Below are 17,469 nucleotides of genomic sequence, written 5' to 3' on the forward strand. Positions count from 1 at the left end.
TTAAATTGTATCATTATTAAATTGCTTTTAAATGATATTGTAAGTGATCTATATAATCCTCAATAATATAGGCCAGTGTAAAAGTCCTGGGTTCCGTTTTCGTGGTGTCACAAATTCTCTGCAAAGCTTCATCCGGAATATTTTCCACAATATGTACGATCTGTCTATTTAAAACCTTCCAGAGACTGATGATCTCGGAAGCTGAAATATTCTGATAATTCTGGACTTTTACCCAAAGATCCTGATCGTATACAATATTCTCGTTTTCTTTATATTGGGTGATTACAAATCTTCTAATATTGGTAAACGCACTGTCACAAAGATGTCCCAAAATTTCTTTTTTAGACCATTTTTCAGGGGAGATTTTATATGACCATTCTTCTTCAGAAATCGTTTTAAATCTCTCAAGCTCTGCTGTGATAATATTTTTAAGAATCTGATAATCCATTTGAAACAAATTTAATCCAATTTCGCATGGCTTCCTACATAATGAAGGAATTCTTGTCTGGTTATAGGATTGGTTCTGAAAATTCCGCTTAACTCTGCGGTAATCGTAGAACTTGCTGTATCTTTTATTCCTCTACAATTTACACAAAGATGTTTTGCATCGATAATACAAGCAACATTTTGTGTACCCAAAGCTTCTTTTAAAGCATCTACAATCTGCATGGTCAGTCTTTCCTGAACCTGCGGTCTTTTGGCATAATAATCAACAATTCTATTGATCTTCGATAAACCAATCACATCACCATTTGAAATATAAGCAACATGTGCTCTCCCAATAATCGGCAAAAAATGATGTTCACAGAATGAATATACTGTAATATCTTTTTCTACTAACATTTGTCGGTATTTATATTTGTTTGAAAATGTAGAAATTCCAGGTTTATTTTCAGGCAATAATCCTCCAAAAATTTCATTTACATACATTTTCGCAACACGTTTCGGAGAATCTTTTAAAGAATCGTCTGTCATATCGAGACCTAATGTCTCCATAATCTCGCCAAAAAGCGCTGTAATCTTTTCTATTTTTTCCTGTGGCGATTTATCAAAAGCATCTTTCCTTATAGGTGTATGTTCTTTTCCAGTGAAAATATCATCGTCGTTATCAGTAAAATCAACCATTTTTATTTAATTTGCAGCAAAAATACGGATTATATCTGTTTGTTATATTTCAATTGAGCTTAAAAACATTACCTTATTATTCATTCGGAGAAAAAAATTATGATTATTGTTGAAGAAGTACAGGATGAAGACCAGAAAAAAGAATTTTTAGAATTCTCGGCCCGCCTTTATCAGCATGATAAAAATTATATCAGACCTTTAGATAAGGATATCGAAAACATTTTTGATCCTCAAAAAAATAAGTTTTTTAAAAACGGAGAATGCCGGAGGCTTTTATTTAAAGATAAACACAACATTACTGTTGGAAAAATAGCTGTTTTTGTCAACCACCTTTATCTACAAAATCAGCCAACAGGAGGAATTGGTTTTTTTGACTGTATTAATGATCAGGAAACAGCAAATTTCATTTTTGATTATTGCAAAAAATGGTTGCAGGAAAGAGGAATGGAAGCCATGGATGGACCTATCAACTTTGGGGAAAGGGATAAATTCTGGGGACTGCTTATTGATCAGTTTATAGAGCCTTTATATGGAATGAACTATAATTTCCCGTATTATAAAGAGCTTTTTGAAAATTATGGGTTTTCGGTTTATTTTGAACAGCTTTGTTTTTCAAGATCCATTTTTGCAGACGTTTCAAGAATCTTCACCGTGATGCATGAAAAGCACAGAAGAAATCCGGCTATTACAGCCAAGCCAATGAAAAAGAATAACCTGGAGAAGTTTGCTGAAGATTTTACGGAAATTTATAACAGAGCCTGGGCCTCACACGGAGAAGGCAAACAATTGGAAAAGGCTAAGGTGGTAAAGATGTTCAAGACGATGAAACCTATTATCAATGAGCATATTTCCTGGTTCGTCTATGAAAACGGAAATCCTGTTGCTATGTGGATCAATATTCCGGACCTCAACCAGTGGTTTAAATATCTGAATGGAAAGTTTGGGATTTTTGAAAAAATCAAGTTTTTTTTCCTCAAAAAATTCAGGAAGAATGAAAAAATGGTGGGCCTTGTTTTTGGAGTTGTTCCTGAATGGCAGAAGAAGGGGATTGATGGCTATATGATCTGGGAGGGAACTCAGCATATAAGAAAGCACACTGATTTTACCGAAACTGAACTTCAATGGATTGGAGATTTTAATCCTAAAATGATCAAAATTGCAGAAAACCTTGATACTGATCTAACAAGAAACCTAGCTACCTACCGCTATTTATTTGATCGAAATACAATTTTTGAAAGGCATCCTTCTTTATGATATACAAGCGGCTTTATCCAGAAGATAAAGCCGCTTATTTATTTCTGAAAAATTGAAATTATCTCAATCTTTGTATTAAAATTAAACTTCTATATGAGTTTCCTGTTCCTGGGGAAGCATTTGATGAAACAACAAAGCTATTACCCACTGGAGAAATTGAAAAATCTACTGTCTGTGCAGAAGCTCCTGTAATATTGATATAGTCATCAAAATAAAATACTGAGGTCAGATTAGAATTAATAGCAGCATTGATTAGAGAATACTCATTATTATTTACGATGGCTTTTAAAAACAGAGTATTAGAGGCACTAGCATTAGCAAAGTTTCCTACCAGCCTCACCTGAAGTTTATAAACACCGGGTTGTAAAGTTATCTGATCCGTTGTTCTGGCTACAGAGCCCTGTCCTGCAGTAGCACCTACATTGTCTGTTACCGTTGCCCCTACAATGGTATTGATGAAATTTGGGGCACCATTGGGTGCATTTACCATTTCTGCGGTACTATCGTTTCCACTAAATCTAAGCCCTACTTCTCCTCCCGTTGTATATGTTGCCGCATTAAGTCCCACTCTCAGAATCTGTCCTTCAACGGATACGCTATTATTTTTGTAAATATCTCCATTGCCATCGATAACCAAGCCGGAGGCAGATGTACCTGCAGCCAGCGTTGCAAGGTTTTCAAATCGTATAGGTCCTGTATTTGCATTAACATCCAATGGTCTTTGCGGCAGAGAAGTACCTATACCAACATTTCCAGTAGAGCTAATTCTGAAGCGTTCAAGTAAGGTTCCTCCTAAAGAGTTACCGATATAAAAATCTTCTTCAGAACCAGTTGTTGAGGATGCTCCTGTACGTATACTTCCCACACCCCAGTTGGCACCTCCTGATGTAGGTCCGTCATTTGTAAAGCCTAATAAAGAATAATTACCCGTGGCTAAAGGTGAAGTATTTCTTAAAGCAAGCAATGCATATTGATTGGTTGAAGAGGGAGCATCTATCAAATTGTATCTATTCCCCTGCATAGTTTGAGCAACAACATGCAGTTTTGTAAGTGGTGCGGTTGTACCTATACCTACCCGATCATTCAATGCATCTACAGACAAACTTGAACCATTTACAGAAAATGAATTAGTAGTGGTTCCTCCGGTAAAGGCTAATGTTAAACCTCCCTGGTTAACAGTTCTGTTCGCTGATAAAGTACCATTATTTGTATAGATACTTGTATCAACAGTAGGCGTACCACCTATTGCCTTCCATATAGTTCCATTAAAATAATAATATCCGAGTGCAGTAACTTCTACCACCTGAGCCAAACTAGGGATTGTTCCGGTGGGAGTAGTAATATCGTTTACAAAAACGACAGCAGCTGTCTGAGGTGTGTCATAGGTGCCAGCTGTTTTAGCTGCTAATTGCTGCTTACTGATTCTTGGAGCAATAATCCCGTCAGGAATTGTTGTTGTAGCTCCTTTTCCCACTACTTCTAAAGTTGCAGTTGGTGTAGTTGTGTTAACCCCTACTTGTGCATATAACATGGATGTAAAAGCAAGGAAACCAAGTAATAAAGTGTTTCTTTTCATATGTGTATATATTTTTACAAAATAAAGTAAAATAAATAGAAACTACCAATAGTTACGATTGATAATAAATATATCTATCAGAAGTTTATATCTATTTATGAATAAAAGCACCCATAGATAGATATAAATATTACCAAATTAAACATTTTAATGTTAATTTAGTTAAAAAAGTTCGCCCGCTACCTTTTTAATATTATCACTTTTCCCCATTGAATAAAAGTGTAAAACAGGCACTCCAAAATCAAGCAATTCTTTGCATTGGCTGATGGCCCATTCTATCCCGATCTGTCGGACCGCTTCATTATTTTTAGCGTTTTCCACTTCATTAATTAACTCTTCCGGAAGATCTATTTTAAAGACCTGAGGCAGTAATTTCAGATGTTTTTTGGTAGCAATTGGTTTAATGCCTGGGATTATCGGGATGGTAATTCCCATTTCTCGCGCCTTGGTTACGAATTCAATGTATCTTTTATTATCAAAAAACATTTGGGTAACAATATAATCTGCTCCGGCATCCACTTTTTGTTTCAGCCATTTCAGGTCGTAGTTCATGGAGGGAGCTTCGATATGCTTTTCCGGGTATCCAGCAACTCCAATGCAGAATTTATTATGTTCGTCACATATTTGATCTTCGTCATGCAAGTATTTTCCTCTACCTAAATTATTGATCTGATATACAAGATCCATCGCACTGGCATGTCCCCCGGAAGTAGGTTCAAAATACTGATGCCCCTTCATCGCATCGCCACGAAGCGCCATTACATTTTCAATCCCAAGGTACATACAGTCTACGAGAAGGTATTCTGTTTCTTCTTTTGTAAAACCTCCGCAAAGGAGATGCGGAACGGTATCTACATTATATTTATGCTGAATCGCCGAGCATATCCCGAGTGTTCCGGGGCGCATTCTGGTAATACGCCGTTCTACCAGTCCGTTTCCTTTGTCAAGATAAATATATTCTTCTCTCGAGGTCGTTACATCAATAAAAGGCGGCTTAAATTCCATCAACGGATCTATATTTCTATATAAATCTTCAATCCCAATTCCTTTTTGCGGCGGAACAACTTCCAGGGAGAATAATGTTTTTCCTTTTGCGTTTTTTATATGATCTGTAATTTTCATGTTTAGTATTAATCTGCTAAATTAGGTGACAACCATTTTCTTGCTTCTTGCAAGGAAATCCCTTTTCTTTTGGAATAGTCCTTCAATTGGTCTTCTGTGATCTTCCCGAGCCCGAAATATTTGGCATGCGGGCTTCCGAAATAATATCCGGAAACTGATGCGGTAGGAAACATGGCTAAACTTTCCGTAAGGAAAACGCCAATACTTTCTTCTACTTTTAAAAGATCCCAAATCGTATGTTTCTCTAAGTGATCCGGACACGCAGGATAGCCCGGAGCAGGACGTACTCCTTTATATTTTTCTGCAATAAGGTCTTCATTGCTTAGATTTTCCTGATTGGAATAGCCCCAATATTCTGTTCTTACTTTTTTATGTAAAAATTCAGCATAGGCTTCTGCAAAACGGTCTGCCAGTGCTTTTACCATGATGGCATTATAATCATCATTAGCTTCTTCATATTCTTTTGAAAGTTCATCTGTTCCAAAACCTGTCGTTACACAGAAAGCGCCTACGTAATCCGTTTTCCCTGAACTTTGCGGTGCAATGAAATCGCTTAATGCCAAATATTCTTTTCCTTTGGATTTCTGAACCTGCTGTCTTAAGGTGATAAATTTTGCCTGCTCCTTATCGTTTTCATCGAAGATCAAAATATCATCCGTTTCATTTGCTTTCGCTTTAAAAATTCCAAAAATAGCTTTGGCTGTTAATAATTTTTCATCCAAAATTTTCTTTAAAATGATCTGAGCATCTTTGAAAAGTTCTTTAGCCTGTGCACCCACCACCTCATCTTCCAGGATATTCGGGTATTTCCCGTGCAGATCCCAGCTTCTGAAGAAAGGCGACCAGTCGATAAAGGGAACCAGCTCATTCAGATCCTGATCGTGAAACACCTGTACACCTATATTATTTGGAGTAAAAATTTCTTCGTTTTTCCAATCTATTTTAAAATGATTTTTTCTTGCCTCTTCAATAGTTACATATTCTTTATCTACCTGTCTGTTCAGGAATTTTTCCCGGAAATCTGAATATTCATCTTTCAGATCATGGACATATTCTTTATTGCGGTCACCCAATAAAGAACTTACCACATTCACTGCTCTTGAAGCGTCATTTACATGTACGACAGCATTTTTATATTTTAAATCGATCTTCACAGCGGTATGGGCCTTGGAAGTTGTTGCTCCACCAATCAATAAAGGAAAATTAAGATTTTGACGTTCCAATTCTGAAGCGATATACACCATTTCATCTAAACTTGGCGTGATCAAACCACTCAAGCCAATTACATCAACATTATGTTCGATCGCAGCCTGGATAATTTTTTCTGCAGGAACCATTACTCCAAGGTCTACAATTTCATAATTATTACAACCCAGCACCACACTCACAATATTTTTACCGATATCGTGAACATCTCCTTTTACGGTTGCCATTAATATTTTTCCGTTGGCAGGTCTTGCTCCGTCTTTTTCTGCTTCTATAAAAGGCTGTAAATAGGCTACTGCTTTTTTCATCACTCTTGCCGATTTTACCACTTGCGGTAAAAACATTTTTCCGCTTCCGAATAAATCTCCGACAACTCCCATTCCTGTCATCAAATTAATTTCAATAACATGTAAAGGTTTTGCCGACTGGAGCCTTGCTTCTTCCACATCTTCTTCAATAAAACGGTCAATTCCTTTCACTAAAGAATGCGTAATTCTTTCCTGTAAAGGTCTTGTCCGCCATTCAAGCTCTTCTACTTTTTCTTTTTTTACCGACTTATTTTTTTCAGAATACTCTAAAAGTCTTTCTGTGGCATCTTCTCTTTTGTCAAGAATTACATCTTCAACTAATTGAAGAAGCTCTTTATTAATTTCATCATATACTTCCAGCATGGCTGGATTTACGATCCCGATGTTCATTCCCGCCTGGATAGCATGGTAAAGGAAAACAGAGTGCATCGCTTCTCTCACGGTATCATTTCCGCGGAAAGAGAATGAAACATTGCTCACTCCTCCACTTACAGATGCATACGGCAGATTTTGTCTCACCCATCTTGTGGCCTCAATGAAGTCGATTGCATTTCTCCTGTGCTCATCCATTCCGGTTGCCACAGGGAAAATATTTAAATCGAAAATGATATCTTCTGCGGCAAATTTCACCTGGTTCACCAGGATATCGTAGGAACGTTTTGTAATTTCTACCCTACGATCGAAAGTATCTGCCTGTCCATCTTCATCGAAAGCCATTACAATCACTGCCGCACCATATCTCTTTATGGCTTTTGCCTGCTTGATAAATTCTTCTTCTCCCCCTTTTAAGCTGATGGAATTGACTACACATTTTCCCTGTGCTACCTGAAGCCCGGCTTCCAAAATCTCCCATTTGGAAGAATCAATCATAATCGGAATTCTTGAGATATCAGGCTCTGAAGCAATTAAATTCAAAAACTTGATCATGGAAGCTTTTCCATCAATCAGCCCGTCATCAAAGTTAACATCAAGAATCTGTGCTCCGCCTTCTACCTGATGACGTGCAATATCCAATGCCTCAGAAAATTTTTCTTCTTTAATTAATCTTAAAAACTTTTTAGACCCGGCAACATTTGTTCTTTCACCAACATTGATGAAGTTACTTTCTGGCGTTATAATAAGAGGCTCAAGGCCCGATAGTCTTAAGTATTTGGTTAATGGTTGTTGGTTATTGGTTGTCAGATGTATACTATCTGTTTCCATTATTCAAATTTTTATAGTAGTTAATAAATCCATTAATCAGTTTTTTACAAGTCAAAATCTGATTTGAAATTTCCTGAAAATCATTTTCAGAAATATATTTTTGGTCAAGAGCCAAAAAAATTTGTGTCTCCAGTTCAAATAAAGAACCTCTTGAAATATGCAAAAACTGCAGGGTATCATTGGACGTTCTCCTCCCACATCCTTCAGCAATATTAGAAGGAATCGATATCGCACTCCTTCTTATCTGGTTAGTAAGTCCGAAAAGTTCCTCTTTGGGAAAGTTTCTTGTTCCGTTATATATTAAATTTGTCAATTTTCTAGCTTCTATCCAAACTTCTAAATTTGTATATTCCATGGTATGTTATAATATTAAACAGACAACTATAAACCAATAACCGACACCTTTCTTGGCGGATAATTTTCTACCAGATCTGCAATCGCTTTTATATGTTCAGGAGTAGTTCCGCAGCATCCTCCGATGATATTGATTAATCCTTTTTCTGCATATTCTTTTATCTGTTCTGCCATAAATTCAGGGGTTTCATCATATTTTCCGAAGGCATTAGGCAAGCCGGCATTCGGATAGGCTGAAACATAAAAATCTGAATTGTGGGCCAATGTTTCTAAATATGGCGTCAGCTGGTTGGCTCCCAATGCACAGTTGAATCCTACACTTAATAGGTTCAAATGGGAAACTGAGATTAAAAATGCTTCTGCAGTCTGTCCACTCAATGTTCTTCCTGATGCATCGGTAATCGTTCCTGAAACCATAATGGGAATTTCTATGCCCCTTTCCTCCTGAATTTCATCAATGGCGAAAAGAGCTGCTTTTGCATTCAGGGTATCAAATATCGTCTCTACTAATAAAATATCCGAACCTCCATCCAGTAAAGCTTCTGACTGCAGTTTGTAAGCGATTCTCAGTTCATCAAAAGTAATCGCGCGGTATCCTGGATCATTCACATCGGGACTTAAGCTTGCCGTTCTGTTCGTTGGCCCGATAGATCCAGCTACGAATCTGGGTTTGTCCGGATTTTTAGCGGTGAATTCATCACATACTTTTCTTGCAATCTTCGCAGATTCATAATTAAGTTCATAAACCAATTCCTCCATATGATAATCCGCCATGGCGATGGTAGTTCCGGAAAATGTATTGGTTTCGAGGATATCTGCTCCTGCATCTAAATATTTCCTGTGAACTTCCTCGATAGCATGAGGCTGCGTTAATGAAAGCAGGTCATTATTTCCTTTTACAGGATGTTCCCAGTCTTTGAAACGCTCGCCCCGGTAATCTTCTTCTTCAAATTTATACCGCTGAAGCATAGTTCCCATCGCTCCGTCAAGGACAAGGATTCTCTGGGATAGTGCTTTATATAATTGTGCTGAATTTTTCATTTTACTTTTTTATTGAAATGACTTTAATAGGATTTTCATTCTATCTGAACGAAATCGTCGATTAAGGCTCTTGTATATTTCAAACTTTTTATTCTGAAGCCTTGTCAAGGCTACTTTTTGAGATCAATCTGTCCAAATACTTTAATCCAGTGCTTGTTTCAGATCTGCTATTACATCCTCTACATTTTCAAGACCTACCGAACAACGAACCAAACCGGCAGTAATTCCCACTTCATTTCTTTCTTCATCTGTTAATTTCGAGTGTGTTGTAGAAGCAGGATGCGTCACAATAGTTCGTGTATCGCCCAGGTTTGCGGAAAGCGAGCACATTTTAATACTATCTAAAAACTTCCTGCCGCCTTCTATTCCACCTTTTATTTCAAAAGCCACGATATTTCCGCCCAATTTCATCTGCTTTTTTGCAATTTCATAACTTGGGTGAGAAGGTAAGAAAGGGTATTTCACCAATTCTACATTAGGATGACTCTCCAGAAACTGAGCGACTTTCAGTGCATTCTCACAGTGCCTTTCTACACGGATGGCAAGTGTTTCCAAACTTTTTGACAATACCCAGGCATTGAAAGGTGACATGGCAGGACCGGTATTTCTTGCGAAAAGATAAATCTCTCTGATCAGGTCAGCTCTTCCTACAGCAACTCCTCCTAATACTCTTCCCTGTCCGTCAATAAGCTTTGTTGCGGAATGCACCACCACGTCTGCTCCATATTTGATGGGCTGTTGCAGATAAGGCGTCGCAAAACAGTTATCTACAATAAAAATCAGATTATGTTTTTTTGCAATCTTCCCAAAAAATTCTAAATCCAGAATTTCAATGGCCGGATTGGTTGGAGTCTCCAGATATAAAATTTTTGTGTTGGGCTGAATATATTGCTCAACATTTTTTGCATCATCCGCTTTAAAGTAGGTAGTTTCGATATTCCATTTCGGAAAATACTTCGTAAATAAAGTATGGGTAGATCCAAAAACCGACTGGCAGCTTACAATATGGTCTCCGGCATCCAGTAATGTTGCAAATGTAGAATAGATCGCAGCCATCCCCGTTGCAAAAGCGTATCCGGCTTCTGCACCTTCCATTTTTACGATTTTATCAGTAAATTCATTGACGTTAGGATTTGAAAAACGGCTGTATAAATTTTTAGATTTTTCTTCTGCAAAGCTCGCCCGCATATCTTCCGCATCCTGGAAAACAAAACTTGAGGTAAGGTATAATGGTGTAGAATGCTCATCAAACTGACTTCTTTCAGTCTGTGTTCTTATTGCAAATGTTTCAAAATTTTCCATATAGTTTAATTTTAATAATGTAGCAATATATCACTGTAATAGTTTACCAATGAATAGCTGTATCTGTTTTTGAGGTAGTTTTTTTTGGTACACTGTTATATCGCTGTATGTACATTAATTTATTTTGTTTCGCTTAGTCTTAAAATATCTCCGAAAACACCTCTTGCAGTCACCTGGGCTCCCGCCCCTGCCCCCATAATCACGATCGGGTTTTCACCATAACTTTCCGTATATATTTCAAAAATTGAATCTGATCCTTTCAATTGTCCTAAAGCGGAGCCTCCCGGAACAGAAATCAGTTTTACATCCAGCTGGCCCTTTTCTTTTTGCAGGTCTCCATGCAGATCTCCTACATAGCGCAGCACATGACCAGGTTCCTGATTGTCCTTAATTTTTTGATATTCATCATCCAGTTCTTCTAATCTTGAAACGAATTCATTTTTCTCAATGGAAAGAAGATTTTCTGGAATTAAATTTTGAATATTGATATCACTGAATTCATTAATAAGGTCTAATTCTCTTGCAAGAATCAATAGTTTTCTGGCGACATCATTTCCTGAAAGGTCTTCCCGTGGATCCGGTTCCGTATATCCCTTCTCCATTGCCTCTCCGATTACTGTAGAGAATTTGTCATTTCTTACAGAATAGTTATTGAAGATATAGCTTAAAGATCCTGAGAATACACCTTTGATTCTGGTAATATTTTCCCCTGAAAGATGTAATAATTTTATAGTGTCAATTAACGGTAATCCTGCACCTACATTGGTTTCATAGAGATATCTTCTGTTATTTTTACTCAACGTATATCTTAGTTTACGATATTCTTCAATAGGAAGCGTGTTGAATATTTTATTGGAAGACACGAGGTCGAAGCCATTTTCAGCTAAAGCATGGTAATTTTTAACAAAATCTTTGCTTGCCGTATTGTCTACAACGATCAGGTTTTCCAATTGATTTTCTTTGGAGAAGCTAATCAGTTCTTCAACATTGGAAGAGTTTTTCGCCGCCAACACCTCATCATTCCAATTACCATCAAAGCCTTTTTTATTAAATGCAATTTTCTTTGAATTGGCCACCGCTACTACTTTAAGATCAATCTTCTTACGTCTTTTAATTTCTTCTGATGATTTCAACACCTGCTCAATTAATGTTTTCCCTACGTTTCCATGGCCGATAATTGCCAGATGAACGGTTTTAGGTTTTTTTGAAATCTCAGATTCAATGATATTTTTAGTTTTCTCATCCTGTGAAGAAGTAACCACTATATTGACTCTTTTCTCACTTGCTACCTGGTTTAAAAGCAATGGAAAAACATTATTTCTGGCAAGCTCTGAAAGAATTTTATTAAAATCCTCAGCAACAAATCCCAGTACAGAAACATTATTAATACTGTAAATCTGAGAAACTTTCCCCGATAGTCTTTCTGCTTCAAATTCGTCTATCAAACAGTTAACCGCTTTTTCGGAATCATTCTCATGAACCAAAATTGAGAGGCCGTTTTCTATGGCCTGTTGAGAAATTACGCCCACACTGATCCTCGCCAGGGTAAGGGCTTTGAAAATTCTTCCGTCAATCCCGATTTCACCTAAGAAATCTTCTCCTTCAAATTTGATGATTGATCTGTTTTTTAAAAATTTTATTTCGTTAGCATTTTTCATCTGTTCTTACTTTAATTTTTATTATTGGTCAGATAGAATTTCGCGGCCGCTCCATTTCATTCTTTACAAAATATTTTTAATGATGTTATTTAATTGTTCGTATTCCATTAAGAAGGCATCATGCCCATGTATTGATTGTATCTCGTGATAGTCAACATTTTTATTTTTCTCTTTCAGTTTTTCAAAGCACATTCGAATTTCAGAGGCCGGAAAAAATAAATCGGTATCTACCGAAATCAGGTGCATTCGTGCGCTGATCTCTTCCAATTTCTTTTCTTCAGCATTAATATTCATCAGCAGATGGTTCATCAGCTTATAAGACAACAAACTAAATCTTTCGTTTAGTGAATTTCCATGATAAACCAACCAGTCTTCTGATTCTAAGCACTGTTTTTCCTGATTATATTGAGTTTGAAATCTATCGTTTAATGATTGTGGTGTTCTGTAGCACAGCATCGCATGAATTCTCGCTTTTTGTAATGGCTCGTGATCTCCACTCAACAAAAATTTCTGAACCAGACATTGTGCATGAAGCCAGTCATGGGTTTTGAAATCGCAAGCCACCGGAATAAAGATTTCCGCCAGATCTGGTTTTTTAGCCAGCATTTCCCAGCCAATTCCTCCACCCAGTGATCCTCCGATAATGGCGTATACGCTTTGTATGTTTAGTATTTTAAGTCCTTCCAGAAATATATTGGCAATATCTGAAGGAGAAAAATTTTCATATTCATCAATTAAAAAATCATCATATCCGTTTCCGGGAATATTGAAACACAGAACAGTGTAGGTATTGGTATCAATAACCTGTCCTTTTCCGATCAGCTGTTTCCACCATCCTTTTTCGCCGGCAACATTGGAGTTTCCGGTTAAAGCATGATTAATAACAATGATGGGTGCAGTAAACAGGTCTTTCCCGAAGAGCTGGTAGCTCAACGGGATATTGTATTCCTTGCCGGAATTCGTTTGATACGAAAGTGTACTATTTTTTAGTTCTGTTCTCAATTCTATTATTATTTTAATACAATTGAAAATGCCATAAGAAATGGCTGAAAGAACTTCAGTAAGTTATCTGTCCAAAATAAATTGGTAGAACGTAGCACCTTCTTTGCTTGCACAAAGGGTTGCTAAGGTTTCATAGGGTCTAATCCCTCAACCTTTCTTGATAACATTTTCAATATTTGAATGAACGTGTGTCGCAAAGATAGTACTTTTTATTTTATATTTTTAAAAAAAATAATTTACCCCTTACAAAGCCCATAAATAAAAGATTTCCAAGACTATGTTAAGGATTATTCAGATTGAAAGAATTGGAATTATTTTTCAAAAAAACTACCTTCGTATCGAAAAGTGATGCAATATGAGTGTTGAAAAACAAAGATTACAAGATAATAACTGGAAAAACTGGGGTCCTTATGTAAGCAACCGGCAATGGGGAAATGTACGGGAAGATTACAGTCCGAACGGAAATGCCTGGAACCATACCAATCATAATAATGCAGAAAGCTATGCCTATCGCTGGGGAGAGGAAGGTATTGCCGGAATCTCTGACTCAAAACAGATTTTTTGTTTCGGTCTTTCTTTTTGGAACAGAAAAGATACAATGGTGAAGGAGCGCTTCTTTGGACTGAGTAATCCTCAGGGAAATCACGGAGAAGATATTAAAGAAATTTTTTATTACCTGGATAATACGCCTACCCACAGCTATATGAAGATGGTGTACAAATATCCTATCAATAAATTCCCATATGATAACCTCGTAGCTGAAAATGGCAGGCGAAGTAAAAAAGAATCTGAGTATGAAATTATCGATACCGGGATCTTTGACAATAATGAGTATTTCGATATTTTCATTGAATACGGTAAAGCCGATCATAATGATATTTTGGTAAGGGTTACTGTGTGTAACAGGAGCCAGCAGGAAGCTCCCATTGTAGTGGCTCCGACTGTATGGTTCAGAAATAACTGGAAATGGGGTTATAATACGTATAAAGGTCAGCTGAATGCATCTCATGAAGGATGTATTGACATTAACCACGATAGCATCTCCATTAAGAAATTGTATTCAAGGAGATTGAATGCCAATAGTGTTTTTTGTGAGAATGAAACGAATACTCCAAAATTATATGGAGCTCCCGAAACGGAAAATACCTATTTTAAAGATGGCATCAATAATTTTATTATTCATCAGTCGAATACAGTGAATCCTGAAAAAAGAGGAACGAAAGCTTCTTTTTTAATTGATGAAATGATTGGCGCCGGCGAGTCAAAAACATTTGATTTCAGATTATGTCCGAATGATTTAGATGAGCCTTTCCTGCAGTTTGATGAGATCCTGAATGCAAGAATTAATGAAGCTAATGAGTTTTATAACGAAATACAAAATGACGTAACGAATGATGATGAGAAAAATGTTCAGAGACAAGCCTTCGCAGGCCTGCTTTGGAATAAACAATTTTATCACTACAACGTCGGAAAATGGCTGAAAGGAGATCCTAATTTTGAAGCTCCGAGAAATTTTAATGATTATGTAAGAAATACGGAGTGGAACCATCTTCATAATAAAGATATCATCTCTATGCCCGACAAATGGGAGTATCCTTGGTATGCCACATGGGATCTGGCTTTCCATTGTGTTCCTTATGCTATTATTGATGCTGAATTTGCAAAAGGACAGCTTTTGCTGCTTACCAAGGAATGGTATATGCACCCAAACGGTCAGCTTCCTGCTTATGAATGGAACTTAACTGATGTGAATCCACCTGTTCATGCATGGTCATGTTTCCGGGTTTTTAAGATTGATGAAAAGCAAAACGGTAAACCCGATTTATTATTCCTTGAAAAAGTTTTCCAAAAACTTCTTCTGAATTTCACCTGGTGGGTTAACCGAAAGGATAAAAGCGGAAATAACATTTTTGGGGGCGGTTTCTTAGGACTTGATAATATTGGGGCCTTTGACCGAAATATGGTCTTAAAAGACGGCCAGCATCTTGAGCAGGCAGACGGAACAAGCTGGATGGCTATGTATGCCCTTAATATGATGCGTATTGCCATGGAACTTGCTCAGTACTATCAGGTATATGAGGATATGGCAATTAAGTTTTTTGAGCACTATCTGTATATCGCTGAGGCTATGGAAAACCTGGGTGATGACAAAGAAGGATTGTGGAATGAGGAAGACGGATTTTTCTATGACGTTCTGCAGCTTGGAAATGGCGAAAGTGTATCATTACGTCTAAGAAGTATCGTAGGCCTTATCCCATTATTTGCAGTGGAAGTTATTGATCACAGCTTGCTTGAAAAAATGCCGAATTTCAGAATAAGAATGGAATGGGTTTTAAAAAATAAGCCTGAACTTACAAAATTAGTCTCTCACTGGGATGAAGAAGGACATGGCAGAAAGCACCTGATGAGTATTTTACGTAAAAACAGATTGACAAAAGTACTGACAAGAATGCTTGACGAGAAAGAGTTTTTAAGTTCTTACGGAATCCGCGCCATGTCAAAAGTATATGAGGAAAATCCTTTTGTTTTTTCTGTTCACGGCAATGAAAATGTAGTCTATTATACACCCGCAGAAAGTGACAGCAGAATGTTCGGTGGGAACAGCAACTGGAGAGGACCGATCTGGTTCCCTATCAATTTCCTGATCGTTGAAAGTTTACAGCGTTTCCATTTTTATTATGGAAACAGCCTAAAGGTCGAGCTTCCGACAGGAAGCGGAGACAAAAGAAATCTCGATGAAGTCGCCCAGGATATAAGCAACAGACTGTGTTCTATATTTTTAAAAGATGAACATGGCCAGAGGGCTTTCAATGGGGGGAATGCTCTGTTTAACTATGATGAGCATTTCAGAGATTACATCACCTTCTTTGAATATTTCCATGGTGATAACGGACGCGGTGTAGGTGCTTCCCACCAAACCGGATGGACGGCTACTGTTGCAAAACTTATGAAACCAAGATTGACAATATAACTGCAAAGCCTCTTTTTTAAGGGGCTTTTGCTAACAACTATTCTTACAACAGAACAAGATTACTTTTAGTTAGCAAAAGGACTTACCAGAAAGGTAGATAATAATCACATGAACGTATCAAACATAAAAAAACCGGGCAATACGTCCGGTTTTTTTGTTTTTTATGATTGAAAATCTAAATCTTTTCTCCGTTGACAAAAACTTCATATCCAATTTCCACATTCGGTTCCAGGGTTTTGGATACAGAACAGTATTTTTCAAAAGATAATTCTGCTGCTTTTGCTGCTTTTTTAGGATCAACTGTTCCTTCCAGAAAAAACTTTACTTTAATTGCCTTAAAAGGTTTTGCATCTTCCACCACTACTCTTTCCCCTTCTACTTCAGCTTTAAATCCTGTGATTTCCTGACGCTGCTTTTTCAAGATGGAAACCACATCGATTCCGCTGCATCCTGCTACCGCCATCAGCACGCTTTCCATAGGAGAAACTCCTTTGGCTCCGGGTTGTGAAGTATTGTCTAAAAGAATTGAATTTCCCTGAGAATTGGTACATTCAAATAAAAAATCGTCGTTGATTCTATTAAGTGTTATTTTCATTTTCAAATTTATTTTTTAGGTTCAGTTACCCCAATCATGACTCCAAAATCGCCGTCTTTTTGAATCCATTTTTTCTCAGGGTAATAGGTTCTTGAAACAAAGCCATCAAGATATAAAGCTTTTGTACAGCCAAGCTCTTTAAATACAGAAGCAAAATTATAAAAATTAACTTTTCTCTTAGACATGATAAAAACTATATTTCCATCTTTTAAAATCCCCACTCCATTTCTGATATAAACATTTGGGGAATCTTCTTTAAAAATTGGATTTATTTTTTCATTAACCAGCAACATCGGACCTGATTGAGTAGCATATTTAATATTTAAATCATATTTAAAAGCTTTCGTGTCAATTAATTTAGCATCATTGTTTTTTGTGAGATAAAATACTCCATTAGGATTGAGATAAAAATTACCTTTACCTGATAATGTATCTATTGGATTTAGAATTTTAAAGTTTTCAATGTAAAGTCCTTTAGGAGAATTTGTCATTTCAAACATTCCGCCATTCACAGCAAACTTTAATATTTTCTTATCCCGTTCTACTTTACTTTTTAAATGATCAATACTTTTAAGAATTACTCCGTTATCATCTTTCCAATAGAACGAAACATTTTCAATTTTTGGATTGGTCTTAAAAATTACAAAATCATTTTCATATTTCACTTTATCATTACAAGACGATGTAAAGTAAAAACACAATATGATTAATAGGATTCTCATCTGATGTATTTAAATAAAAAATCATTAAGA

Annotated in this window: 14 protein-coding genes and 1 riboswitch; of the genes, 2 read left to right on the plus strand and 12 right to left on the minus strand. The window is 36.8% G+C overall.

All coding sequences use genetic code 11. The features are described from left to right. Nucleotides 1-16: 16 nt before the first annotated feature. Together SB679_RS22335 and folE are read right to left on the minus strand one after the other, a co-directional pair. A complete protein-coding gene (locus SB679_RS22335) occupies nt 17-448 on the minus strand; it encodes a DinB family protein (RefSeq protein ID WP_410704503.1) in 432 nt (143 codons plus the stop codon). An 11-nt stretch (nt 449-459) separates the two neighbouring features. After that, on the minus strand, nt 460-1,125 hold the full coding sequence (gene folE, locus SB679_RS22340; RefSeq protein ID WP_410704504.1) for a GTP cyclohydrolase I FolE: 666 nt from the start codon (nt 1,123-1,125) through the stop codon (nt 460-462). A 99-nt stretch (nt 1,126-1,224) separates the two neighbouring features. Here folE and SB679_RS22345 point away from each other — a divergent pair, with 99 nt between their 5' ends. Further along, nucleotides 1,225-2,379 (plus strand): hypothetical protein, encoded by a 1,155-nt coding sequence (locus SB679_RS22345; RefSeq protein WP_410704505.1) that lies wholly within the window; start codon nt 1,225-1,227, stop codon nt 2,377-2,379. A 58-nt stretch (nt 2,380-2,437) separates the two neighbouring features. On the opposite strand, the gene SB679_RS22350 is transcribed toward SB679_RS22345, so the two are convergent. The 8 genes from SB679_RS22350 to SB679_RS22385 all read right to left on the minus strand — a co-directional run bounded on the left by SB679_RS22350 (nt 2,438) and on the right by SB679_RS22385 (nt 13,151). Beyond that, entirely contained in the window at nt 2,438-3,955 is a 1,518-nt protein-coding gene (locus tag SB679_RS22350) for a hypothetical protein (protein WP_410704506.1), read from the minus strand. Between the two features lie 162 nt (nt 3,956-4,117). After that, nucleotides 4,118-5,077, minus strand: a complete 960-nt coding sequence (metF, locus tag SB679_RS22355) for a methylenetetrahydrofolate reductase [NAD(P)H] (protein ID WP_410704507.1) — start codon at nt 5,075-5,077, stop codon at nt 4,118-4,120. 8 nt (nt 5,078-5,085) lie between these two features. Next, the gene (gene metH / locus SB679_RS22360) at nt 5,086-7,794 is read right to left on the minus strand and encodes a methionine synthase (RefSeq protein ID WP_410704508.1); all 2,709 of its coding nucleotides are present in this window, start codon (nt 7,792-7,794) and stop codon (nt 5,086-5,088) included. Next, entirely contained in the window at nt 7,781-8,149 is a 369-nt protein-coding gene (locus SB679_RS22365) for a four helix bundle protein (protein WP_410704509.1), read from the minus strand. The genes metH and SB679_RS22365 overlap by 14 nt, the downstream gene beginning before the upstream one ends. 26 nt (nt 8,150-8,175) lie before the next feature. Beyond that, nucleotides 8,176-9,189, minus strand: a complete 1,014-nt coding sequence (locus SB679_RS22370) for a homocysteine S-methyltransferase family protein (protein WP_410704510.1) — start codon at nt 9,187-9,189, stop codon at nt 8,176-8,178. A gap of 141 nt (nt 9,190-9,330) precedes the next feature. Continuing rightward, entirely contained in the window at nt 9,331-10,491 is a 1,161-nt protein-coding gene (locus tag SB679_RS22375; RefSeq protein ID WP_410704511.1) for an O-succinylhomoserine sulfhydrylase, read from the minus strand. Between the two features lie 119 nt (nt 10,492-10,610). Beyond that, nucleotides 10,611-12,149 (minus strand): ACT domain-containing protein, encoded by a 1,539-nt coding sequence (locus SB679_RS22380; RefSeq protein ID WP_410704512.1) that lies wholly within the window; start codon nt 12,147-12,149, stop codon nt 10,611-10,613. A 63-nt stretch (nt 12,150-12,212) separates the two neighbouring features. Then, entirely contained in the window at nt 12,213-13,151 is a 939-nt protein-coding gene (locus tag SB679_RS22385) for an alpha/beta fold hydrolase (protein ID WP_410704513.1), read from the minus strand. A 60-nt stretch (nt 13,152-13,211) separates the two neighbouring features. Then, a riboswitch (SAM riboswitch) is annotated at nt 13,212-13,318 on the minus strand. A 188-nt stretch (nt 13,319-13,506) separates the two neighbouring features. Here SB679_RS22385 and SB679_RS22390 point away from each other — a divergent pair. Continuing rightward, complete coding sequence (locus SB679_RS22390; protein WP_410704514.1) at nt 13,507-16,122, plus strand: MGH1-like glycoside hydrolase domain-containing protein; 2,616 nt, start codon at nt 13,507-13,509, stop codon at nt 16,120-16,122. A gap of 175 nt (nt 16,123-16,297) precedes the next feature. Here the strand turns inward: SB679_RS22390 and SB679_RS22395 are convergent, their stop codons facing one another. Together SB679_RS22395 and SB679_RS22400 are read right to left on the minus strand one after the other, a co-directional pair. Then, a complete protein-coding gene (locus SB679_RS22395; protein ID WP_410704515.1) occupies nt 16,298-16,717 on the minus strand; it encodes an OsmC family protein in 420 nt (139 codons plus the stop codon). An 8-nt stretch (nt 16,718-16,725) separates the two neighbouring features. Further along, a complete protein-coding gene (locus SB679_RS22400; RefSeq protein WP_410704516.1) occupies nt 16,726-17,439 on the minus strand; it encodes a phosphodiester glycosidase family protein in 714 nt (237 codons plus the stop codon). Between the last annotated feature and the right edge of the window lie 30 nt (nt 17,440-17,469).

Source organism: Chryseobacterium sp. SIMBA_029 (assembly GCF_046535275.1).
GTDB lineage: Bacteria > Bacteroidota > Bacteroidia > Flavobacteriales > Weeksellaceae > Chryseobacterium.